The sequence below is a fragment of the Microbacterium phosphatis genome, assembly GCF_049177115.1.
GTDB classification, from domain to species: Bacteria; Actinomycetota; Actinomycetes; order Actinomycetales; family Microbacteriaceae; genus Microbacterium; species Microbacterium phosphatis.
The window spans coordinates 931,265-953,596 of record NZ_CP185370.1; the positions used below are offsets into that span (position 1 = coordinate 931,265).

24 protein-coding genes are annotated in these 22,332 nt (G+C 70.9%); 16 read left to right on the forward strand and 8 right to left on the reverse strand.

The window, feature by feature from the left end; all coding sequences use genetic code 11:
• Positions 1 to 4: 4 nt before the first annotated feature.
• Positions 5 to 1,210 (reverse strand): LLM class flavin-dependent oxidoreductase, encoded by a 1,206-nt coding sequence (locus ACOKGD_RS04330; protein WP_342337154.1) that lies wholly within the window; start codon positions 1,208 to 1,210, stop codon positions 5 to 7.
• A 153-nt stretch (positions 1,211 to 1,363) separates the two neighbouring features.
• Positions 1,364 to 1,951: a DedA family protein gene (locus ACOKGD_RS04335; protein WP_342336547.1), complete on the reverse strand. Its 588-nt coding sequence runs from the start codon at positions 1,949 to 1,951 to the stop codon at positions 1,364 to 1,366.
• A 132-nt stretch (positions 1,952 to 2,083) separates the two neighbouring features.
• Here ACOKGD_RS04335 and ACOKGD_RS04340 point away from each other — a divergent pair, with 132 nt between their 5' ends.
• The gene (locus ACOKGD_RS04340) at positions 2,084 to 3,262 is read left to right on the forward strand and encodes a glycosyltransferase family 4 protein (RefSeq protein WP_342336545.1); all 1,179 of its coding nucleotides are present in this window, start codon (positions 2,084 to 2,086) and stop codon (positions 3,260 to 3,262) included.
• A 26-nt stretch (positions 3,263 to 3,288) separates the two neighbouring features.
• On the opposite strand, the gene ACOKGD_RS04345 is transcribed toward ACOKGD_RS04340, so the two are convergent.
• Complete coding sequence (locus ACOKGD_RS04345) at positions 3,289 to 3,507, reverse strand: hypothetical protein (RefSeq protein ID WP_342336543.1); 219 nt, start codon at positions 3,505 to 3,507, stop codon at positions 3,289 to 3,291.
• Between the two features lie 296 nt (positions 3,508 to 3,803).
• On the opposite strand from ACOKGD_RS04345, the gene ACOKGD_RS04350 reads away from it, so the two are divergent.
• From ACOKGD_RS04350 to ACOKGD_RS04360, 3 genes are all read left to right on the forward strand, one after another.
• Positions 3,804 to 6,062, forward strand: coding sequence for a polyribonucleotide nucleotidyltransferase (locus tag ACOKGD_RS04350; RefSeq protein ID WP_342336541.1), 2,259 nt, complete (start codon positions 3,804 to 3,806; stop codon positions 6,060 to 6,062).
• A 201-nt stretch (positions 6,063 to 6,263) separates the two neighbouring features.
• The gene (locus tag ACOKGD_RS04355) at positions 6,264 to 7,283 is read left to right on the forward strand and encodes an aldo/keto reductase (protein WP_342336540.1); all 1,020 of its coding nucleotides are present in this window, start codon (positions 6,264 to 6,266) and stop codon (positions 7,281 to 7,283) included.
• 162 nt (positions 7,284 to 7,445) lie between these two features.
• Entirely contained in the window at positions 7,446 to 8,048 is a 603-nt protein-coding gene (locus ACOKGD_RS04360) for a histidine phosphatase family protein (protein WP_342336539.1), read from the forward strand.
• A gap of 33 nt (positions 8,049 to 8,081) precedes the next feature.
• Here the strand turns inward: ACOKGD_RS04360 and ACOKGD_RS04365 are convergent, their stop codons facing one another.
• Entirely contained in the window at positions 8,082 to 8,549 is a 468-nt protein-coding gene (locus ACOKGD_RS04365; RefSeq protein WP_342336537.1) for a GNAT family N-acetyltransferase, read from the reverse strand.
• 67 nt (positions 8,550 to 8,616) lie between these two features.
• Between ACOKGD_RS04365 and dapB the strand changes: the two genes are divergently transcribed.
• The gene (gene dapB, locus ACOKGD_RS04370) at positions 8,617 to 9,423 is read left to right on the forward strand and encodes a 4-hydroxy-tetrahydrodipicolinate reductase (protein WP_342336536.1); all 807 of its coding nucleotides are present in this window, start codon (positions 8,617 to 8,619) and stop codon (positions 9,421 to 9,423) included.
• Positions 9,420 to 9,863 (forward strand): hypothetical protein, encoded by a 444-nt coding sequence (locus ACOKGD_RS04375; protein WP_342336534.1) that lies wholly within the window; start codon positions 9,420 to 9,422, stop codon positions 9,861 to 9,863. Before dapB ends, ACOKGD_RS04375 begins: the two co-directional genes overlap by 4 nt.
• A 6-nt stretch (positions 9,864 to 9,869) precedes the next feature.
• On the opposite strand, the gene ACOKGD_RS04380 is transcribed toward ACOKGD_RS04375, so the two are convergent.
• From ACOKGD_RS04380 to ACOKGD_RS04395, 4 genes are all read right to left on the reverse strand, one after another.
• Positions 9,870 to 10,754 (reverse strand): TIGR01777 family oxidoreductase, encoded by an 885-nt coding sequence (locus ACOKGD_RS04380; RefSeq protein WP_342336533.1) that lies wholly within the window; start codon positions 10,752 to 10,754, stop codon positions 9,870 to 9,872.
• Positions 10,755 to 10,757: 3 nt separating this feature from the next.
• Entirely contained in the window at positions 10,758 to 11,180 is a 423-nt protein-coding gene (locus tag ACOKGD_RS04385) for an OsmC family peroxiredoxin (protein ID WP_342336532.1), read from the reverse strand.
• Positions 11,181 to 11,270: 90 nt separating this feature from the next.
• Positions 11,271 to 11,762 (reverse strand): DUF4395 domain-containing protein, encoded by a 492-nt coding sequence (locus ACOKGD_RS04390; protein WP_342336531.1) that lies wholly within the window; start codon positions 11,760 to 11,762, stop codon positions 11,271 to 11,273.
• Complete coding sequence (locus tag ACOKGD_RS04395) at positions 11,755 to 12,198, reverse strand: TlpA family protein disulfide reductase (RefSeq protein WP_342336530.1); 444 nt, start codon at positions 12,196 to 12,198, stop codon at positions 11,755 to 11,757. Before ACOKGD_RS04395 ends, ACOKGD_RS04390 begins: the two co-directional genes overlap by 8 nt.
• A gap of 118 nt (positions 12,199 to 12,316) precedes the next feature.
• On the opposite strand from ACOKGD_RS04395, the gene ACOKGD_RS04400 reads away from it, so the two are divergent.
• The 10 genes from ACOKGD_RS04400 to recA all read left to right on the forward strand — a co-directional run bounded on the left by ACOKGD_RS04400 (position 12,317) and on the right by recA (position 22,330).
• Positions 12,317 to 13,126, forward strand: a complete 810-nt coding sequence (locus ACOKGD_RS04400) for a thymidylate synthase (protein ID WP_342336529.1) — start codon at positions 12,317 to 12,319, stop codon at positions 13,124 to 13,126.
• On the forward strand, positions 13,126 to 13,644 hold the full coding sequence (locus ACOKGD_RS04405; protein WP_342336528.1) for a dihydrofolate reductase: 519 nt from the start codon (positions 13,126 to 13,128) through the stop codon (positions 13,642 to 13,644). Before ACOKGD_RS04400 ends, ACOKGD_RS04405 begins: the two co-directional genes overlap by 1 nt.
• Complete coding sequence (gene dapA / locus ACOKGD_RS04410) at positions 13,641 to 14,618, forward strand: 4-hydroxy-tetrahydrodipicolinate synthase (protein WP_342336527.1); 978 nt, start codon at positions 13,641 to 13,643, stop codon at positions 14,616 to 14,618. Before ACOKGD_RS04405 ends, dapA begins: the two co-directional genes overlap by 4 nt.
• Positions 14,619 to 14,756: 138 nt before the next feature.
• Positions 14,757 to 16,433 carry a ribonuclease J gene (locus tag ACOKGD_RS04415; protein WP_342336526.1) on the forward strand — a complete coding sequence of 559 codons (1,677 nt, stop codon included), beginning with the start codon at positions 14,757 to 14,759 and terminating at the stop codon, positions 16,431 to 16,433.
• A 98-nt stretch (positions 16,434 to 16,531) separates the two neighbouring features.
• Positions 16,532 to 19,294 carry an FtsK/SpoIIIE family DNA translocase gene (locus tag ACOKGD_RS04420; RefSeq protein ID WP_342336524.1) on the forward strand — a complete coding sequence of 921 codons (2,763 nt, stop codon included), beginning with the start codon at positions 16,532 to 16,534 and terminating at the stop codon, positions 19,292 to 19,294.
• 9 nt (positions 19,295 to 19,303) lie between these two features.
• On the forward strand, positions 19,304 to 19,882 hold the full coding sequence (gene pgsA / locus ACOKGD_RS04425; RefSeq protein WP_342336521.1) for a CDP-diacylglycerol--glycerol-3-phosphate 3-phosphatidyltransferase: 579 nt from the start codon (positions 19,304 to 19,306) through the stop codon (positions 19,880 to 19,882).
• Entirely contained in the window at positions 19,879 to 20,373 is a 495-nt protein-coding gene (locus ACOKGD_RS04430) for a CinA family protein (RefSeq protein ID WP_342336519.1), read from the forward strand. Before pgsA ends, ACOKGD_RS04430 begins: the two co-directional genes overlap by 4 nt.
• 133 nt (positions 20,374 to 20,506) lie before the next feature.
• Positions 20,507 to 20,815, forward strand: a complete 309-nt coding sequence (locus ACOKGD_RS04435) for a helix-turn-helix domain-containing protein (RefSeq protein ID WP_342336518.1) — start codon at positions 20,507 to 20,509, stop codon at positions 20,813 to 20,815.
• Positions 20,812 to 21,030, forward strand: a complete 219-nt coding sequence (locus ACOKGD_RS04440; protein ID WP_342336517.1) for a DUF3046 domain-containing protein — start codon at positions 20,812 to 20,814, stop codon at positions 21,028 to 21,030. The genes ACOKGD_RS04435 and ACOKGD_RS04440 overlap by 4 nt, the downstream gene beginning before the upstream one ends.
• Before the next feature lie 250 nt (positions 21,031 to 21,280).
• Entirely contained in the window at positions 21,281 to 22,330 is a 1,050-nt protein-coding gene (gene recA, locus ACOKGD_RS04445) for a recombinase RecA (RefSeq protein ID WP_342336516.1), read from the forward strand.
• Positions 22,331 to 22,332 lie beyond the last annotated feature (2 nt).

The window sequence follows — 22,332 nt, forward strand, 5'->3', positions numbered from 1 at the left end:
CGGGTCAGCGGGTCGCGGCGGTGCCGAAGGCCGAGCCGGCCTTGGGGGCGGCCGGCGGCGTGTCCTGGTAGGGGCCGCCGACGGTGAGGTTGTTGCCGCCCGCGGCGTTCGGGCGGGCCTCGCGGGCGGGGCCGTCGCCGTACACGGCCTGCACACGCGCTGCGTGGGTGGGGGCGTCGGGGACGTCCGCGGGGCGGCCCTGTGCGAGCTCCTTGCGGAGCACGGGGACGACCTCGCCGCCGAGCAGGTCCAGCTGCTCGAGCACGGTCTTCAGGGGCAGGCCCGCGTGGTCCATGAGGAACAGCTGACGCTGGTAGTCGCCGTAGTGCTCGCGCATCGCGGCGTACCGGTCGATCACCTGCTGGGGCGAGCCCACGGTGAGCGGGGTCATCTCGGTGAAGTCCTCCATCGAGGGACCGTGACCGTAGACGGGGGCGTTGTCGAAGTAGGGACGGAACGCGCGCACCGCGTCCTGCGAGTTCTTCGCCATGAACGCCTGGCCGCCGAGACCGACGATCGCCTGCTCCGGGGTGCCGTGGCCGTAGTGCGCGTAGCGCTGGCGGTACAGCTGGATGAGGCGCTGGTAGTGCTCCTTGGGCCAAAAGATGTTGTTCGCGAAGAAGCCGTCGCCGTAGTAGGCGGCCTGCTCGGCGATCTCCGGGGTGCGGATCGATCCGTGCCAGACGAACGGCGAGACGCCGTCGAGCGGACGGGGCGTGGCGGTGAAGCCCTGCAGCGGGCCGCGGAACTTGCCCTCCCAGTCGACGACGTCCTGATCCCACAGCTGACGGAGCAGGGCGTAGTTCTCGATCGCGAGGGGGAGGCCCTGGCGGATGTCCTGGCCGAACCAGGGGTACACCGGACCGGTGTTGCCGCGACCCATCACCAGGTCGACGCGGCCGCCCGTGAGGTGCTGGAGCATCGCGTAGTCCTCGGCGATCTTCACCGGGTCGTTGGTCGTGATGAGCGTCGTCGCCGTCGAGAGGATGAGCCGCTCGGTCTGCGCGCCGATGTAGGCGAGCGTGGTCGTGGGCGAGGAGGAGAAGAAGGGCGGGTTGTGGTGCTCGCCGATCGCGAAGACGTCGAGACCGACCTCCTCGGCGTGGGTGGCGATGGTCACGATGTCGCGGATGCGCTCGGCCTCGCTGGGGGTGTGGCCCGTGGTCGGATCCGTGGTGATGTCGCTCACCGAGAAGATGCCGAACTGCATCTGCGTGCTCATGTTGCCCTCTCGCTCATTTGTATGCGTTTGAATGTATCCCATACAACGTGGGGTCGCCACATCTATTCCCGGGGCCTGCGAGAACTCTCGCAGGCCCGGGGCGGCGACAGCGAGATCGCGCGAGCGCTCGCCGCGGGGCCCTCAGGCGCCGGGCCGCAGGCGGGCGATGACGAGGTCGACCGTCGCGCCGACGGCGACGGCCACCACGATCGAGACGAGCACCGCCACAACCGTGCCGCCCGGGACGACGGCGGCCACCGCGCCGCCGACGAGGGCCTGGAATGCCGACCAGGCCAGGGCGGCGGCGCCGGCGATCGGCAGATAGCGCGCGGCCGGCACCACCGCGGCGCCCGCCGAGAGGTTCACCGCGAGCCGGCCGAACGGGATGAACCGCGCCGTGAACACGGCGGTCGCCGCGTGCGTGCGCAGCCGCCCGGCCGCGGCGTCGAGCGCGCGCTGCAGGCTCGCGCGCTGCAGGATCCGCCACCGCTGCGGGTGCAGGTGCCTCCCGACGAGGTAGCAGCACACGTCTCCGGCGAAGGCGGCGGCGCCGCCGACGACGATCACCGCCCACAGCGGCGGCAGGCCGTGAGCGACCGCGACCGCCCCGAGCGCGGTCACCGCGACCTCACCCGGCACGACCACCAGGAAGGCGTCGGCGAACACCAGGCCCGCGAGCAGCGCCAGCGCCCACGGATCCGCCGCGAGACCCGCGATCAGCTCGTCCATGCCACGTGTGTACGCGCGCCCGGTGACGCGGAGGGGCCGCGCGGATGAAAGGTGCTGTCCGCGGGATGAACGGTCGGCGAAGTCGCCCGGATCGGGCGGTGCCGGGGCCCGGACGACCGTCACCCTGAAGACGTGAGAGTCGCGCTGGTCGCCGAATCCTTCCTCCCCCACATGAACGGGGTCACCCACTCCGTCCTGCAGATGATCCGTCATCTCGAGCGCCGTGGTCACGAGACGCTGGTGGTCGCCCCGGATGCCGGGGGAGCGGCGCAGCCCGCGCCCTCGGGGCGCACCGCTCTCGTCCCGTCGCTGCCCATGCCGGCCTATCCGGATGTGCGCGTCTCGTACCCGACGACGGGTCGCATCGTCGGAGTGCTGCGTGAGTTCGCACCCGACGTCGTCCACCTCGCATCGCCGTTCGCCCTGGGGTGGAAGGGCCAGGTCGCGGCCGACGCGCTGCGGATCCCGAGCGTCGCCGTCTACCAGACCGACGTCATCGCCTATGCCGAGCGCTACGGCGTCCCGGGGGCCGCGCCCCTGGCCGCGGCGCACGTCGCGCGGCTGCACCGGCGTGCGACTCTCACCCTCGCGCCGTCATCGGCCTCGGAGGCCCAGCTCGCGGGGCTCGGGGTGGATCGGCTGCGCCGGTGGGGGCGCGGTGTGGACGCCGACCGCTTCCGCCCCGGGCGACGCAGCGCCGCGTGGCGCGAGAGCATCGCGCCGGGGGAGGTGCTGGTCGGCTACGTCGGACGCCTGGCCCCCGAGAAGCAGGTGGCGGACCTCCGCGCCCTGTGCGGACTCCCCGGTGTGCGGCTGGTGATCGTCGGGGACGGCCCCGAGCGCGCCCGACTCGAGCGCGAGCTCCCCGGCGCGGTGTTCACCGGCTTCCTGGGTGGGGACGACCTCGCGACCGCGCTCGCGAGCTTCGACGTGTTCGTCCACCCGGGCGAGAGCGAGACGTTCTGCCAGACGGTCCAGGAGGCCCTCGCCAGCGGCGTGCCGGTCGTCGCCACCGGGCGCGGCGGCCCGCTCGACCTCGTCCGCTCCAGCCGGGACGGCTGGCTGTACCGTCCCGGCGACCTCGACGATCTGCGCGAGCGGGTGCTCGACCTCACGGGCGACGACGCGAAGCGCCGCTCGTTCGGCGAGGCCGCCCGCGACAGCGTGCGTTCGCGCACCTGGGAGTCGCTCGGCGACCAGCTCGTCGAGCACTACCGCGAGGCGCAGCGTCTGCGCCCGCTCGACGAGGCGGCCCGCACGCGCGGCCTCTCGCGGCGCCGGGTCATCGCCCACGCTGCGCGCCCGCGCTGACGGGCGCGGGTCCGAAGGGTCGCCGGCTACTCGTCGAGCGCGCCCGCGCCGCGGGCCTCGTCGCGGACATCCTCCGCGTGGTCGTCCGGATCGTCCTCGATCGCCTCGTCCGGGTCGAGCGTCGGGGGAGGCAGGCGCAGCTCGGCCTCGTCGTCCAGGTCGACCTCGCGCTCCTCGTCGGGCACGTCGTCGTCGTGCAGCACGGGGCGCACGACCTCCGGGGGCAGGTTCGTGAAATCGCTCATGAACTCACGGTGTCATGCGTGCTCCCACCGCGACAGACCCTGACCGGATCGGGATCCCGCTGATAGGGTGGGAAGGAAAAGTCCATAAACATATGTAGGAGCAGGCTGGCAGGAAGCTGGTCCCCTGAAGTGGTCTCCCAGCCGCGGACACGGTCCGCAACTGGTGGATTTCTCCTGGTGGCCAGCGCAGGCGAGCGTGATCGATGCTCTGCACGATCTGACGTGCGCGCCCATATCTGCCTGTTCCCTGCTCCTTTGATGAGCCCCTGCGGGGGCGCAACAGAAGGAGAGACCTCTTGGAAGGTCCTGAAATCACTGCGGCCGAGGCCGTTCTCGACAACGGCCGCTTCGGCACCCGCACGATCCGCTTCGAGACGGGTCGTCTCGCCCAGCAGGCCCAGGGCGCGGTCGCCGCGTACCTCGACGAGGAGACGATGCTCCTCTCGGCCACCAGCGCCGGCAAGCACCCCCGCGAGGGCTTCGACTTCTTCCCCCTGACGGTGGACGTCGAGGAGCGCTCGTACGCCGCGGGCAAGATCCCCGGCTCGTTCTTCCGCCGCGAGGGCCGCCCCTCCACCGAGGCGATCCTCGTCTGCCGTCTGATCGACCGTCCGCTGCGCCCGTCGTTCGTCGACGGCCTGCGCAACGAGATCCAGATCGTCGTCACCGTGCTCTCGATCGCTCCGGGCGAGTTCTACGACGCCCTCGCGATCAACGCCGCGTCGGCATCGACCCAGATCTCGGGTCTGCCGTTCTCGGGCCCCATCGCCGGTGTGCGCCTCGCGCTCATCCCCGGCCACGGCGAGCACGCCGACCAGTGGGTCGCGTTCCCGAACGCCGAGCAGGTCGAGTCGGCCGTCTTCGACCTGATGGTCGCGGGTCGCGTGCTCGACAACGGCGACGTCGCGATCATGATGGTCGAGGCCGAGGCCACCGAGAACAGCTGGAACCTGATCAAGGCCGGCGCCGTCAAGCCGAACGAGGAGATCGTGGCCGGCGGCCTCGAGGCCTCGAAGCCCTTCATCAAGCAGCTCGTCGCGGCGCAGGCCGAGATGGCCGCAGCCTCGACGAAGGCGCCGCTGGAGTTCCCGGTCTTCCCGGCCTACAGCGACGAGACCTTCGCGTTCGTGAACGAGAAGGCCGCCGACGACCTGGCCAAGGTGTACCAGATCGCCGACAAGCAGGAGCGCCAGAACGCCGACGACGAGGTCAAGGCCCGCGTCAAGGCCGAGCTGGTCGAGAAGGTCGAGGCCGGCGAGCTGCCCGCCGCCGCCCCGCTCGAGTTCTCCGCCGCCTACAAGTCGGTCACGAAGAAGATCGTGCGCGGTCGCATCCTCGCCGAGGGTGTCCGCATGGACGGCCGCGGCCTGGCCGACATCCGTCCGCTCGACGCCGAGGTGCAGGTCATCCCGCGCGTCCACGGCTCGGCGATCTTCCAGCGCGGCGAGACCCAGATCATGGGCGTCACCACGCTGAACATGCTCAAGATGGAGCAGCAGATCGACTCGCTGTCGCCCACGACGAGCAAGCGCTACATGCACCACTACAACTTCCCGCCCTACTCGACCGGTGAGACCGGCCGCGTGGGCAGCCCGAAGCGCCGCGAGATCGGCCACGGCTTCCTGGCCGAGCGCGCGCTCGTTCCGGTGCTGCCGTCGCGCGAGGAGTTCCCCTACGCGATCCGTCAGGTGTCCGAGGCTCTCGGCTCGAACGGCTCGACGTCGATGGGCTCGGTCTGCGCCTCGACCCTGTCGCTGCTGAACGCCGGTGTGCCGCTGCGCGCCGCCGTCGCCGGCATCGCGATGGGCCTGGTCACCGACGAGGTCGACGGTCAGACGCGCTACGCCGCGCTGACCGACATCCTCGGCGCCGAGGACGCCCTGGGCGACATGGACTTCAAGGTCGCGGGAACGAGCGAGTTCATCACCGCGATCCAGCTCGACACGAAGCTCGACGGCATCCCGTCCGAGGTTCTCGCGGGCGCCCTGACCCAGGCGAAGGACGCGCGCACGCGCATCCTCGAGGTCCTGAACGCGGCGATCGACGCTCCCGACGAGATGGCGCCCACCGCGCCCCGCGTCATCAGCGTCCAGATCCCCGTCGACAAGATCGGCGAGCTGATCGGCCCCAAGGGCAAGACGATCAACGCGATCCAGGACGAGACCGGCGCGCAGATCTCCATCGAGGAGGACGGCACCGTCTACATCGGCGCGACCGACGGCCCCTCGGCCGAGGCCGCCCGCGCCCAGGTCAACGCGATCGCCAACCCGACGAACCCCGAGATCGGCGAGCAGTTCCTCGGCACGGTCGTGAAGATCATCCCCTCGGGCGCGTTCATCTCGCTGCTCCCGGGCAAGGACGGTCGCATGCACGTGACGCAGATCCGCAAGCTCAACGGCGGCAAGCGCGTCGAGAACATCGAGGACGTCGTCTCGGTCGGCCAGAAGATCCTGGTCCGCATCGCCGAGATCGACGACCGCGGCAAGATGGCTCTCGAGCCCGTCGTCGAGGAGGCCGCGGCCGCCGAGGCGACCGAGGCTCCCGCCGAGGCGTAAGCAGTCCCGAACGGCCCGCTCATCTCCGGACGGGCGGGCCGTTCCGCTTGCCACGACGCGGCCGGGCGTGTCGACGTGACCGAAGCGTTACGGCGCGGCGCGGCCCCGGCGCAGAAGACTCGAATACCCTCGAAGGACACGCTGGCTCTCGGGCGTGCCGCGACGTCGGGCCCCGGGCGACGCGTGTGAAGGGGGCGGGGAATGACCGAAGTGCAGGCGAACACCACAACGCCGGCCATCGGCGCGCACCAGGAGCACCCGTCCGCCCCGATCCCCGTGCAGGGCCCCGCCGTCGGCAGCCTCGTGCGCGTGCCACTCGGCGAGTCCGCGATCCCCGTGTTCCCCGTGATGCTGGGCGGCTCCGAGTTCGGCTGGACGATGGATCAGGATCGCGCCGACGCGCTGCTGAATCACTTCCACGCGATCGGCGGCAACGCCGTGCACACCGCCGACAGCTTCGCCGCGGGCCGCAGCGAGCACATCATCGGCCGCTGGATGCGCGCGCGCCGCAATCGCGACGACATCGCACTCGCGGTGCGCGTCGGCGACCACCCCGACAATCCGGGCCTCGGCTCGATCAATCTCGTCCGCGCCGTCGAGGCCTCGCTCACGCGTCTCGCCACCGACCGCATCGACGTGCTGTACCTCGACGCCACGGCCGAGCCGGTCGCCTCCCTGGAGGACACCCTGGCGACCGCCGAGTGGCTGATCGAGACCGGCAAGGTCCGTCACATCGGCGCGCACGGCCTCACCGCCGAGCAGCTCGTCGAGGCGCGGATCCTGTCCTCGGCCGGGTACCCGCGCATCACGGCGGTCGACGTCCCCTACAACCTCATGCGCCGCGGCGACTTCGAGGGCGACCTGCGCCTCGTGGCGGTCGCCCAGGGCATCGCCGTGACGCCGTCGCAGGCGCTGGAGCACGGCTTCCTCTCCGGCCGCCACCGCAGCCGACAGGGCGTGGCGACCTCCGCGCGCGGCCGCCTGCTGGCCAACAGCCTCAACCGGCGCGGCGCGCGCGTTCTCAAGGCGCTCGACGCCATCTCGGCCGAGCTGGCCGTCTCGCACGCGGCGATCGCCGTGGCCTGGCTGCTGGCGCAGCGTTCCGTGGTGGCGCCCATCGTCAACGCGCATTCGCCTGCGCAGCTTGACGAGCTGGTGCAGGGCGTGGGCGTCCGCCTCACGCGCGCGCACCTGTCCGAGCTGGCCAAGGCCGCCGACTGATCCGGCGCGCCGGCGAGGTGATGACGGCTCGTGGCGCGGTCTGCGCGAGGTAACGGGAACGTCACGTAGTGTGGATGAGGATCCATCGGCGCACGAGTTCGCTCTGCCGCGCCCGGTCGATCCGGACGACTGATCGATACGGACGAAGGATGGGGTGAGGCAGTGGCGCACTACATCTATCTCGTCCGCCATGGCGAGCAGCAGGATGCCGAGCACGGCATGGAGGACGGCCCCCTCTCGCCGCGCGGCCGCCGCCAGGCAGAGCTGATCGCCGACCGCCTGTCGGGCATCCCGCTCGACACCGTCTGGCACTCGCCGCTTGTGCGGGCCACCGACACGGCCGACATCATCGCGAAGCGGCTGCCCTCGATCACCCCGCAGCCCCACGCGCTCCTGTTCGACTGCGTCCCCACGGGTATGACCGAGGAGACCCCGGCCGCGTACGAGCCGTTCTTCGGCGGGGTCACCGAGGCCCAGATCGAGGCCGGCACGGCGCAGATGGCCGATGCCGTGAACGAGTTCCTCGTGCGCAAGCACGGCGACGTCCACGAGCTGCTCATCACCCACAACTTCGTCATCTCGTGGTTCGTCCGCGAGGTGCTCGGCGCACCAGAGTGGCGCTGGATGACGCTGAACCAGGCCAACTGCGGCCTGACCGTCATCGCGCAGCGTCAGGGTCGTCCCTGGACGCTCCTCACGCACAATGACCTGGCCCACCTGCCGGTCGAGCTGCGCACGGGCCTCCCGGACCAGTTCCCGTTCTGACCCGCGTCGCGGCCGGAGGCTCCCGGCCCCCGGTCAGCTGAGCGTCTTGGCGTACCAGCGGGTGGCGTTCGGGTTGTCGTTGTACGCCTCGATCTCGCTGAAGCCCGCGCGCGCGTAGAGGGCGGCGGCGGCTTCGAGCGTGTGGTGCGTGTCGAGCACCAGCTCGTGGGCGCCCCACGCGCGGGCGCGGCGCTCGAGCTCCTCGATGAGCAGCCGCCCCGCGCCGAGGCCGCGCGCGGCCGGGCGGGTGTAGATGTGCTTCACCTCGAAACGCGCGCCGGTGGGGCCGTCGGCGATGCGCCGGATCGCGCCGCAGCCGATCGTGCCGCGCTCCTCGTGCTCGATGACCAGGAGCACGCCGTCCGGCTCACGGAAGGCGTCCGGGCCGGGCAGGACGGGGCGGTAGTCACCGGGGAAGCCGGCGGCGCGCTCACCGAAGTACTCGACGATGAGGTCGTGGGCGTCGGGGTCGGCGGGCGAGGCGGCGCGGAACGAGATCACGCCTTCGAGCGTAAGCCTGCGGCGCGGGGCGGGGGTGCGGGGGAGACCCCGAACCTAGGATGGAGCCATGACGACACGGATCGCGCTGGTCGGCGGCACAGGCAAGCTCGGCGGCATCATCCACGAGGTCATCGACGAGCTCGACGGGTTCGAGGTCGTGACGGTGCTCGGCTCCCGCAGCGACCTGGCCGAGCTCGACGGCGCCGACCTCGTGGTCGACGCCTCGGTTCCCGCCGTGAGCATCGACGTCGTCCGCGCCGCGATCGAGCGCGGCATCAACGTCGTCGTCGGCACGAGCGGCTGGTCGGCCGAGCGCATCGCCCTCGTGCGGCCGCTGGTGGAGGCCGCCGGCACCGGGGCGGTGTTCATCCCCAACTTCTCGCTCGGCTCCGTGATCGGCAGCGCCATCGCCGCGGCGGCCGCGCGCTTCTTCCCGTCCGCCGAGATCGTCGAGGCGCATCGCGACACCAAGATCGACTCCCCGAGCGGAACAGCGGTCCGCACGGCCGAGCTCATCGCCGCCGCGCGCCAGAGCCCCGTCGACGCGCCGCACGTCGACCAGCGGGCCCGCGGTCAGCAGGTCGCGAGCGTCCCCGTGCACTCGCTTCGCCGCCCCGGCGTGATCGCCAAGCAGGAGGCGGTCCTCTCCGGCCCCGGCGAGTCGCTCACGATCGTGCACGACACGATCGATCCCGCCGCCGCGTACGCCCCGGGCATCCGCATCGCCCTGCAGAACGCGCTGGAGGTCCGCGGCGTGGTGGTGGGTCTCGAGAGCTTCATCGACATCGGCGTCGGGTCGCCGCGCGCCACCGCCGACCGCCCCGTCCCCGAGGACGGCGCACCGGGACAGGTGGCGCAGGTGACGAGCGCGTGAGCACGCGCATCGGCGTGGCCGTGATGGCCGTGCTGCTCGCCCTGTACATCGCGGTCGCCGGCTGGCGCGCCGTGCAGTGGATCCAGACCGGCGAGCCCATCGCCATCGCCATGGGCGCGGCGCTCATCGTCCTCCCCGCGATCGCGCTGTGGGCGCTGGGCCGCGAGCTCTGGTTCGGCGTCCGCGCCGAGCAGCTCGCCCGCCGGCTCGAGACCGAGGGCGGCCTGCCGGAGGAGCTCGTCGCGACCACCGCGAGCGGGCGGCCGACGCGCGCCGAGGGCGACGCGGTGTTCCCGCGCTACAAGGCCGACGTCGAGGCGCACCCCGACGACTGGACCGCATGGTTCCGCCTCAGCCTCGCCTACGACGCCGCCGGCGATCGCCGCCGCGCGCGGTCGGCCGTGCGCGAGGCGATCCGGCGCGAACGCGCCTCCCGCTGATCCGGATCAGGCGGCGACCGCGTCGGCGACGGCCTCCTCGACCGTGTTGTGGCGGAAGGCGAAGCCGCTGGTCGTGAGCACCTCGGGAACGACGTGCGCATCGCCCAGCAGCACACCGTCGGCGAAGGGGCGCCCGAGCACCGCCCGCAGCGCCGCGGCGGGCGCACGCAGCAGGTAGGGGCGGTTCATCCGCACGGCGAGGGCGAAACCCAGGTCGTTGGCCGTCGCCCGGGTGGGGCCGGAGAGGTTCACCGGCCCGGTGATCCCGTTGTCGATGACATGCAGGATCGCCGCGACCTCGTCGTCGAGCGAGATCCAGGGCCAGGCCTGTGTGCCCGAGCCGAGCGGGCCCGAGACCCCGAACCGCGTCAGCGTCATCAGCGGTCGCAGCACCCCGTCGGGGTGCACGATCGGGGCCGTGCGCAGCAGCGCGACGCGGTCGCCGGCGATCCGCGCCGCGTTCTCCCATTCGACGCAGAGCGACGCCAGGAACGATTCGCCGGGCGACATCGCCTCGGTGAGCTGCGCGCCCGGTCGCGACCCGTAGTACCCGGTCGCGCTCGCGGAGACGAACAGGGGCCGCTCGGCGGCGGGGAGCGATTCGATCGCGCGCGCCATCGTGCGCGTGGGGGTGATGCGCGACCACAGCAGCTGGCTGCGATACCCGCGCGTCCAGGGCAGGCGGCCGATGGAGGCGCCGCCGAGTCCGACGACGACGTCGGCCGACGCGACGACCGACGGATCCAGAGGAGCGCCGTCGAGCCAGCGCACCTCATCGGGCCCGGTCGGCGGGCGACGGACGAGGCGGGTGACCCGGTCGCCGCGCGAGTGCAGAGATGCGACGAGGGCGCGCCCGATGAGACCGGACGCGCCCCCGATGAGGATGTGCATGGCTCAGGCCAGCGTCGCCTCGAGGGTGATGGTGATCCCCGAGAGGGCCTGCGAGACCGGGCAGCCGGTCTTCGCACCCTCGGCGATCTCCGCGAACTTCGCCGCATCGAGTCCGGGCACGACCGCGCTCACGTTGAGGTGGCTGCCGGTGATGCCGGTGCCCGGCTTGAACGTCACCGAGGCGGTGGTGTCGAGCTTCTCGGGCGGGGTGCCGTTCTGCGACAGCTCGTGCGACAGCGCCATGCTGAAGCACGACGCGTGCGCCGCGGCGATGAGCTCCTCCGGGGTCGTCGTCGACCCCGAGCCCTCGGCACGCGCCTTCCAGTTGACGGGGAAGGATCCGATCCCGGATGCGAACGAGACGGTTCCGGATCCTTCGGTGAGGCTTCCGGCCCAGGCGGTGGTTGCTTCGCTGGTGACAGTCATGACGTCCTCCGAATCGCGGATGAGCGGTGTGGTCGCCAGCCTATCCGCCGAGGTCGGCGGCGTCACGGGTGCAGCGGACGGGCGCGTCGATCAGGCGGCGCGCTCGCGACCGAGCACCCCGGCGCGCTGGAGGAGCAGGTAGAGCTGGCAGCCGAGGCAGAAGCCGAACGCGGCGTTGAGGAAGGCGGCCACCAGCGCGGCGGCGGCCGCGATCGGCAGCGCCCACGGCACGCCGATCAGGTGCAGCACGAGGCCGAGGCCCGTGACGAGCAGTCCGACCCCCTGGGCGAACCGCGGCGGTCGCGGGTCCTCCAGCTCGGTCGGCGGCGCGAGACGCGGGCGCACGACCGTGCGGAACAGCGCGCCCCAGGGTGCCGTGCGCGGCGAGGCCACACCCCACACGAACAGCGCCGCGACGATCGCGACCGCGACGAACCCGGGATCGGCCAGGCGCCCGGCCGGCGTCGGAGCCGGAGGCGCCGAGATCAGTGCGAGGAAGGTGGCGACGACCAGCAGCACGGTGGTCACGGTCGCGGCGAAGCGGGGTCCGCGCGGGTCGATGCCGGCAGGGGCGTCAGACATGGGTGGTCTCCAGGAGGCGGTCGAGCTCGGCGGCGACCTCGTCGGGCCGGGGTGCGCCCCCGATCCGGGCGCGCACGGCGCCGGTGGCATCGACGATCAGGGTGGTGGGGGTCTGCAGCACGTGGAAGCGCTTGGCGAGGTCGGGACGGTGGGTCAGGTCGACGTCGACGTGGCTCACGCCGTCGCGCCGCTGTGCGATGCCGCCCAGCACGCGCCGCGCCTGCGGGCAGCGGGTGCAGTACTCGGTGCTGAACTGCACGAGCGTCGCGCCCGATCCGAAGTCGGCGTGGTCGAGCCCGAGCGCATCGGGGGTCGCGATGTCCTTCTCGTGGGCGCGGTGCCGCACCTGGCCCTCGCGGCGTCGCAGGACGAGGCCGATCGCCGTGCCGACGAGCACAACGGCGGCCAGCACGGCGAGGGCGGCGACGGGATCCATATCGACACGATAGGCGCGCGCCCCCGAGGCGCGGATCCGGGCGAAACACCGTGTCATACGGGCGGGCTCACCGGAGCCGGTGGAGCCCGTGTCGGAGGGGGAGGCTAGCCTGGATCGCGTGAGCGAGCCGATCCCCACCCCGTACGAAGACCTGCTGCGCGACGTGCTCGCCAACGGCGTCCACAAGGACGACCGCACGGGCACCGGCACCACGAGCGTGTTCGGGCGTCAGCTGCGCTACGACCTGTCGCAGGGCTTCCCGCTGATCACGACGAAGCGCGTGCACTTCAAGTCGGTCGCGCTCGAGCTGCTGTGGTTCCTCCGCGGCGACTCGAACGTCCGCTGGCTGCAGGAGCGCGGCGTCACCATCTGGGACGAGTGGGCCGATGCCGACGGCGAGCTCGGGCCGGTGTACGGCGTGCAGTGGCGCTCGTGGCCGACCCCGAGCGGCGAGCAGATCGACCAGATCCAGCAGGCCGTCGACCTGCTGAAGACGAACCCGGATTCGCGCCGGATCATCGTGTCGGCGTGGAACCCCGCCGACATCCCGGGCATGGCGCTTCCGCCGTGCCACGCGTTCTTCCAGTTCTACGTCGCCGACGGGAAGCTGTCGTGCCAGCTGTACCAGCGCAGCGCCGACATGTTCCTCGGCGTCCCCTTCAACATCGCGTCCTACGCGCTGCTCACGCTGATGATGGCGCAGCAGGCGGGCCTCGAGCCCGGCGAGTTCGTGTGGACCGGCGGCGACTGCCACATCTACGACAACCACCGCGAGCAGGTCGCCGAGCAGCTCTCGCGCGAGCCGTTCCCGTATCCGACGCTCGAGATCGCGCGGAAGCCCGCGTCGATCTTCGAGTACGAGTACAACGACTTCGCGGTACGCGACTACCAGCACCACGCCCCGATCCGCGCGGCCGTGGCGGTCTGATGCCGATCCGCGCGATCTGGGCCCAGGCGGCCACCGGCGCCATCGGCGCCGAGGGCGGGATGCTCTGGAACCTGCCGGAGGACATGGCTTTCTTCAAGCGCGCGACGACGGGTGCGCCGGTGGTCATGGGGCGACGCACCTGGCAGTCGTTCCCCGACCGGTTCCGCCCGCTGCCCGATCGCCCGAACATCGTCATCACCCGCGACCGCGACTTCGAGGCGCCGGGCGCCGAGGTCGTGCACTCGCTCGAGGAGGCGCTGCGCCGCGCCGGCGAGCTCGACGACGAGGTGTGGGTGATCGGCGGGGCCGAGATCTACCGCCAGGCCATGTCGCAGGTGGACGAGCTCTGGGTGACCCGCGTCGACGTCGACCTCGAGGGCGACGCGTACGCGCCCGAGATCGACGGCTCCTGGCACCTCGACCGCGCCGATCCGCCGGAGGACGGAGCCTGGCACACCAGTCGCACGGGCACCCGGTACAGGTTCGAGGTGCTGCGCCGCGATAGCCTGGCCTCATGACGCACTCGGGCAACCCCTTCGGACAGGTGCTCGTCGCGCTCGTGACGCCGTTCACGGCCGACGGTGAGGTCGATTGGGGCGCGGTCGAGAAGCACATCGACGACGTCATCACCTCCGGCGCCGACGGCATCGTCGTCACCGGCACCACCGGCGAGACGTCGACCCTGACCGATCCCGAGAAGCTGCGGCTCGTCGAGGTCGGCAAGGACGTCGCGGCCGGCCGCGCCAAGATCATCACGGGCGGCGGCTCGAACGAGACCGCCCACGCCATCGAGCTCTACCGCAAGAGCGAGAAGGCCGGCGCCGACGGCATCATGATCGTCACGCCGTACTACAACAAGCCGACGCAGGCGGGCATCCTGACCCACTTCCGGCTCGTGGCCGACTCGACCGACCTCCCGGTGATCCTGTACGACATCCCGGGGCGCACGGGTGTGCCGATCAAGTACGAGACCATTCTGCGCCTGGCCAAGCACCCCAACATCCTCGCGGTGAAGGACGCCAAGGGCGACTTCAGCGAGGTCAGCCGCGTGCTCAACCAGACCGACCTGCTCTACTTCTCCGGCGACGACGCGAACGTGCTGCCGCACCTCGCCATCGGGGCCTCCGGCCTCATCGGCGTGACCGCCAACATCGCCGCGGCCCCGTATCGGGCGATCGTCGACGCGGTCAACCGCGGCGACCTCGCCACCGCGACCGAGAACCACAAGAAGCTCGAGCCGCTGGTGCGCGCCGTCATGACGCACGTGCCCGGCACGGTCTCGGCGAAGTACATCCTGCACGGCCTCGGTCGCATCGGCAGCCCTCGCGTCCGCCTGCCCCTGGTGGGGCCGGAGGAGTGGGAGGCCGCGCTCATCGAGGACGAGCTCGCTCTCGTGCGAGACATCGACGGCGTCGACTTCACCAACTTCCGGCCGGACCGCAATGCGGCCGCCGGCGGTGCGCTGCCGAAGATCGCCGGCACCACGCGCTGACCGCGCCTCGCGCGCCCCACAGATCTCAACAGCGGCCGAGAAGGCCGCACCACACAACAAAACACCTAGGACCGGGCCACCCACGAGGCCCCGGTCGATGAGGGCGCCCGCCATGCCGGGCCCCGCGAAAGGCGGACAATGTCCACTCCGGTCTTCGATCCTCCCGCGCTCGAGAAGGGCGCGCTGCGCGTCGTCCCGCTCGGCGGACTCGGCGAGGTCGGTCGCAACATGACCACCTACGAGTTCGACGGCAAGATCCTCATCGTCGACTGCGGCGTGCTCTTCCCGGAGGAGCACCAGCCGGGCGTCGACCTGATCCTGCCCGACTTCGAGCCGCTGAAGAGCCGCCTGGCCGACATCGTCGGCGTGGTGCTGACGCACGGTCACGAGGATCACATCGGCGCCGTCCCGTACCTGCTCAAGCTGCGCCGCGACATCCCCCTGATCGGATCCGCGCTGACGCTCGCGCTCGTCGAGGCGAAGCTCAAGGAGCACCGCATCAAGCCCGCGCTCACGGTGGTGAAGGAGGAGGAGAGCTGGGACATCGGCCCGTTCGACCTCGAGTTCGTGGCCGTGAACCACTCGATCCCCGACGCCCTCGCGGTCGCGATCCGCACCTCTGCGGGCCTCGTGCTGCACACCGGCGACTTCAAGATGGATCAGCTGCCGCTCGACGGCCGCATCACCGACCTGCGCGCCTTCGCGCGCCTGGGGGAGGAAGGCGTCGACCTCTTCCTGCCCGACTCGACCAACGCCGACGTCCCCGGCTTCACCCCGACGGAGCGCGCGATCGGCCCCGTCATCGACCAGGTCATCTCGAAGACCCCCGGCCGGGTCATCGTGGCGAGCTTCTCGAGCCACGTGCACCGTGTCCAGCAGGTGCTCGACGCGGCCGCCGCGAACGGGCGCCGCGTCGCGCTGCTCGGCCGCAGCATGGTCCGCAACATGACGATCGCCGCCGACCTCGGGTATCTCAAGGTGCCGGACAACGTGCTGATCGACTACAAGAAGGCCAAGGACATCCCGGACGACCAGATCGTCTACATGTCGACCGGCTCGCAGGGCGAGCCCATGGCCGTCCTCAGCCGCATGGCGAACCTGGATCACGCGATCGAGCCCGGCGAGGGCGACACGGTGATCCTGGCGTCGAGCCAGATCCCGGGCAACGAGACCTCGATCTACCGCGTGATCGACGGCCTGACGAAGCTCGGCGCGAACGTCGTGCACAAGTCGAACGCGAAGGTCCACGTCTCGGGCCACGCCGCGGCGGGCGAGCTCCTCTACTGCTACAACATCCTCAAGCCGAAGAACGTGCTCCCCGTGCACGGCGAGTACCGCCACCTGATGGCCAACGCCCGCCTCGCGCAGGACACGGGCGTCGCCGAGGAGCGCACCATCCTGGGCGAGAACGGCACGGTCATCGACCTCAAGGACGGCATCGCCCGTGTGGTCGGCCAGCTCGATCTCGGCTTCGTGTACGTCGACGGCTCGACGGTGGGCGAGATCACGGACGCCGACCTCAAGGATCGCCGCACCCTCGGCGAGGAGGGCTTCGTCTCGGTCATCGTGGTCGTCGACGCCGCCACCGGCAAGGTCATCACCGGTCCCGAGATCCACGCGCGCGGCATCGCCGAGGACGACGGAGTGTTCGAGGCCGTCAAGCCGAAGATCGCCAAGGCCCTCGAGGAGGCCGCCGCCTCGGGCGTGCGCGACTCCCACGCGCTCTCGCAGGTCGTCCGCCGCACGATCGGCCGCTGGGTCAACCAGTCGCTGCGCCGCCGGCCGATGATCGTGCCGCTGGTCATCGAGGCGTAAGCGCGCCCGGCCCCGATCGGGCGCGTCTCGCGCGCCGATCGGGGCCATCACCGGCGTCGCTCACGCGCGATGTCGGTGGTCGGACGTAGCGTGGAGGAATGCCACGCACGTCAGCCGCGTCCAAGAGCTCGCCTGCGAGCAAGGGCACCTCCAAGTCGGGTGCCGCCAGCGGCTCGCGCGCGCGCAAGACGCCGGAGCCCGCCGCCAAGCCGTACTTCGACCCGTCCGACCGCCCGCCGGTGGCGGTGCGGGCCTGGAACGGGCTCGGCCACGCGGTCGGCGGTCTGTTCCGCGCCTTCGGCCCGGAGGCCCTCGAGAAGGACGACCGCCGCGACGGATTCCCGCTGCTGCTCGTCACCCTGGCCATCGCCGGCGCCGTCACCGAGTGGTTCTTCATCGGCAACGAGATCGCCGGCAACATCAGCGCGTACACCTTCGGGCTGCTCATCGGCCGGGCGGCGTTCGTGTTCCCGGTCGCGCTGCTCCTGCTGGCCGGTTGGCTGTTCCGTCACCCGTCGTCGGTGCACGACAACGGCCGGATCGGGATCGGCTTCGCCCTGCTGTCCATCACCGTCGCGGGCTTCTGCCACATCGCGGGCGGCCGCCCCGCACCGAACGAGGGCATGCCCGTGCTCAGCCGCGCGGGCGGACTGTTCGGCTGGATGGCCGGCGAGCCGACGTCGCTGCTGCTGACCGAGATCGGCGCCTATGTGCTCCTCTCGCTGGTGGCCGCCCTCAGCGTCCTGATCATCACCAAGACGCCGCCGAACCGCATCGGCCGTCGGCTCGGCGACCTGTACGCGTGGATGTTCGGCGCCGAGCGCCCCGACGAGGCCACCGCGGCGGCGAACGGCCAGACGGCCGCCACCGAGGTGCTCACCGAGACCACCCCGGACGACGATCACGTGCCGTGGTGGCGTCGCAACAAGTCCGGCCGCGAAGAGGATCCGGACGTCATCGACTCGCCGCAGGATCTCACCGAGCTGCTCGGCGGAGACGCCTACGGCGCGCAGGCCGACGGGGGATACGACAAGGCGATCGTCGTGGCCGAGCCGGACGACCGCGACTCGGCGACCGAGGTGCTCACGTCGATCAGCGGCGTCACCGGTGCGCTCGCGGGCAACGGCTCGACGGGCCTCATGGGCGACGGCGACGACTCCGAGACCGGCGAGCTGCCCGACCTGCTCGGCTTCGGCACGGATGGTCCGGGCGCGCGCGGCCCGCAGCCGCCTGCCACCCCCTACGTGCTGCCCTCGCCCGCGTCCCTGTCGGCCGGACCGCCCTCGGTGGCGCGCAGCGAGGCGAACGACCGGGTCGTGGCCCAGCTCACGCGGGTGCTCGACGAGTTCAAGGTCGAGGCGAAGGTCACGGGCTTCTCGCGCGGCCCGACCGTGACGCAGTACGAGATCGAGCTCGCCCCCGGCGTGCGCGTCGAGCGCATCACGCAACTGCAGAGCAACATCTCGTACGCCGTCGCCTCCAACGACGTGCGCATCCTCGCCCCGATCCCGGGCAAGAGCGCGATCGGCATCGAGATCCCGAACACCGACCGCGAGACGGTCGCGCTCGGCGACGTGCTGCGGTCCACCGCGGCGCAGAAGTCGTCGCACCCGCTGACCGTGGGCGTCGGCAAGGACGTGGGCGGCGGCTTCGTGGTCGCCAACCTCGCCAAGATGCCCCACCTCCTGGTGGCCGGCTCGACCGGATCCGGAAAGTCGTCCTTCATCAACTCGATGATCACGAGCATCCTGATGCGGGCGAAGCCGAGCGAGGTGCGGATGGTCCTCGTCGACCCGAAGCGCGTCGAGCTCACCAACTACGCGGGCGTCCCGCACCTGATCACCCCCATCATCACGAACCCCAAGAAGGCCGCCGAGGCGCTGCAGTGGGTCGTGAAGGAGATGGACATGCGGTACGACGACCTCGCGTCGTTCGGCTTCCGCCACGTCGACGACTTCAACGCGGCGCTCGCCCGTGGCGATGTCGAGCTGCCCGTCGGCAGCGAGCGGGCGCTGAAGCCCTACCCGTACCTGCTGGTTGTGGTCGACGAGCTCGCCGACCTCATGATGGTCGCCCCGCGCGACGTCGAGGACTCCATCGTCCGCATCACCCAGCTGGCCCGCGCGGCGGGCATCCACCTCGTGCTCGCCACCCAGCGCCCCTCGGTCAACGTGGTGACGGGTCTGATCAAGGCGAACGTCCCCTCGCGCCTGGCCTTCGCCGTGACGAGCGTCACCGACAGCCGCGTCATCCTCGACGAGGGCGGCGCCGACAAGCTGATCGGCCAGGGCGACGCGCTGTTCTCGCCCATGGGGTCCTCCAAGGCGCTGCGCGTGCAGGGCGCCTGGGTGACCGAGGACGAGATCGACCGCGTGGTGAAGCACGTCACCGGCCAGGCGCGTCCCGAGTACCGCTCGGACGTCGCCGAGGCCATCGACGCCCCGAAGAAGGAGATCGACTCCGACATCGGCGACGACCTCGAGGTGCTGCTCGCCGCGGCCGAGCTCGTGGTCACCAGCCAGTTCGGCTCGACCTCGATGCTGCAGCGCAAGCTGCGCGTGGGCTTCGCCAAGGCCGGTCGCCTGATGGACCTCCTCGAGTCGCGAGAGATCGTCGGGCCCTCCGAGGGTTCGAAGGCCCGCGACGTGCTCGTCACGCCCGAGCAGCTGCCCGAGGTCCTCGCGCGCATCAAGGGCGAGGAGCCGCCGGCGCGTCCGGCCTCTCCGGCCGCGGCGGCCGACGACGGCGGACACGGCGATGACCGCTATGGTGAGGATCCGATCGAGGCCCAGTTCCAGGGGCGTCAGGTCGATGACGACGAGGGCGACGAAGACGCCTGGCAGCTGACCGGACGGGACTGACACGCACACATGGCCATTCCGAGGCAGCTGCCCAACGCCATCACGGTCGCGCGCATCCCGCTCGCCGTCGTCTCGTTCATCCTGCTGCTGATGGGCGGCCCCCATGGCGAAGCCGACATCGCGCTGCGCTGGACCGCCGCGATCATCTTCGTGGTGGGCATCTCGACCGACTGGGTCGACGGCTACCTGGCGCGCCGGTACGAGATCGTCAGCGAGTTCGGCAAGCTGTGGGACCCCATCGCCGACAAGCTGCTGACGGGTGCCGGTTTCGTGGGCCTGGCGATCCTCGGCGAGGTGCCCTGGTGGATGGTCGTGGTCATCCTGGTCCGCGAGTGGGGCATCACGATCCACCGCCTGATGATCGCCAACGAGCACGTCGTCGCCGCCGCGTGGATGGGCAAGATCAAGACCGTCGCCCAGGGGGTCGTGCTCTCCTGGGCCCTCCTGCCGTTCTGGCTCTGGATCGGCGTCCCGTCGTTCTCGGTCGTGACGCTCGTGCTGATGTGGATCGTGGTGATCCTCACGATCGCCAGCGGCATCGACTACGTGCTGGCGCAGATCCGTGGCGCGCGAAAGGTGGCCCGATGAGCATCCAGAACGATCCCGTGGTCCTCCTGGCGGCGCTGCGCGAGCGCGGATGGACGGTCGGCGTCGCCGAATCCCTCACCGGAGGGCGCGTCGTCTCGACCCTCGTCGACGTGCCGGGGGCGTCCGAGAGCCTGCGCGGCGGCATCGTCGCCTACGACACGTCGGTCAAGGCCTCGCTGCTCGGCGTCGACGAGGCGCTGCTCGACGAGCACGGGCCGGTCCATCCGGACGTCGCGCGGCAGATGGCCGAGGGTGTCCGGCGCGCGATGACGGTCGATGGCAGCCCCGCCGACGTCGGCATCGCGACGACCGGCATCGCCGGACCGGACTCGCCCGACGGGCAGCCGGTCGGCACCGTGCACATCGGTGTCGCCACCCCCGAGGGCGTCGGGGTGACCTCCTGGGTGTTCGCGGGCGGGCGCGCGGCCATCCGCGACGCGACCGTCTCGCAGGCGATCGCCGACGCGATCGAGGCCGTGGGCGCCGACTGACGCGCCTCTGCGCCCGTCATCTAGGCAAATCGGACGCATTTCTCACCCGATCCCTAAGAGAGCGGGATTAGATTGGATCCATCGGTGTTGTACTGTTATGCACCCGGTGGGAGAGCGTGAGGAGGGGGCCGCAATGATTCTGGTTCGTCAGGAGATCGGCGATGTGCTGCGCGGCGTGCGTCAGCAGAAGGGCCAGACCCTCCGTCAGGTCGCGAGCAAGGCCAGTGTGGCGCTGGGCTACCTCAGTGAGGTCGAGCGCGGTCAGAAGGAGGCCTCGAGCGAGATCCTCGCCTCGGTGGCCGAGGCACTCGACGTGCCGATCTCGTCCATCATGCGCGAGGTGGGCGATCGCATCGCCGTGCTCGAGGGCGTGCAGCCCTTCCCCGATGTCGTGCCCGACGAGCTCGTCGCCTCCGTCGGCACCGAGCTCTCGCTCCGTTGAGGCGCAGCGAGTTCCTTCGCGCCGTCGACGACGAGTTCGGCGCGCGCGCCACGACGCTGATGAGCGATCTCGTGCTCCCCGGAATCGGGCGCAGCGCGGGTGAGGCGCTGGATGCCGGCGTTCCCCCGCGGGACATCTGGATCGCGCTGTGCGCCGAGACCGATGTCCCGGTGTCGCGCCGCTATGGCGTGGGCAGACTCGAACCGCGCTCCTGAGCGCTTCGAACACGTTCGAATCTCCGTCGGCGTGTCATCGAACACTCGTTCGAACTCGGCGTAATGTCGTCCCCAGGTGGTCTCTGACGCCTCTTCGCTCCCGCAGGGGGCCCCTCCGGCAGGAATGTCGGTGGCCCTCCCTAGCGTGAGAGATGGCACACAGACCACTCGCCTTGTCGTAGATCTCGGCCACCCGGCCGGGGCGCGACAGCCTACAGGCGACGGATACACGAGTGAGAAGGAGCAGGTCATGGCATCAGCAGCGGATCGCGAGAAGGCGCTCGACGTAGCGCTCGCGCAGATCGACAAGCAGTTCGGCAAGGGCTCGGTCATGCGACTGGGCAGCGACGAGCGCGCGCCCGTCGAGGTCATCCCCACGGGCTCGATCGCCCTGGACGTCGCGCTCGGTGTGGGCGGCCTGCCCCGCGGTCGCATCGTCGAGATCTACGGTCCGGAGTCCTCGGGTAAGACGACCCTGACGCTCCACGCGATCGCCAACGTGCAGCGCGCGGGCGGCATCGCGGCCTTCGTCGACGCCGAGCACGCGCTCGACCCCGAATACGCCCAGAAGCTCGGCGTCGACATCGACCAGCTTCTCGTCTCGCAGCCCGACACCGGTGAGCAGGCGCTCGAGATCGCCGACATGCTCATCCGCTCGGGAGCGATCGACCTCGTGGTCATCGACTCCGTCGCCGCCCTGGTTCCCCGCGCCGAGATCGAGGGCGAGATGGGTGACTCGCACGTGGGTCTCCAGGCTCGTCTGATGTCGCAGGCGCTGCGAAAGATCACGGGTGGTCTGAACCAGACCAAGACCACCGCCATCTTCATCAACCAGCTGCGCGAGAAGATCGGTGTGTTCTTCGGTTCGCCCGAGACCACCGCGGGCGGCAAGGCGCTGAAGTTCTACGCGTCAGTCCGCCTCGACATCCGCCGCATCGAGACGCTGAAGGACGGCGCCGAGGCGGTCGGAAACCGCACCCGCGTCAAGGTCGTGAAGAACAAGATGGCCCCGCCCTTCAAGCAGGCCGAGTTCGACATCCTCTACGGCATCGGCATCTCCCGCGAGGGCAGCCTGATCGATTTCGGCGTCGACCACGGCATCGTCAAGAAGTCCGGCTCGTGGTACACCTACGACGGCGACCAGCTCGGTCAGGGCAAGGAGAACGCCCGCAACTTCCTGATCAACAACCCCGATGTCGCCCTCGAGATCGAGAACAAGATCAAGGAGAAGCTCGGCATCGGGCAGGCCAAGGCCGTCGAGGAGCCGGCCGAGGACGCCGCGGCCCGCCGCAGCGCCTGATC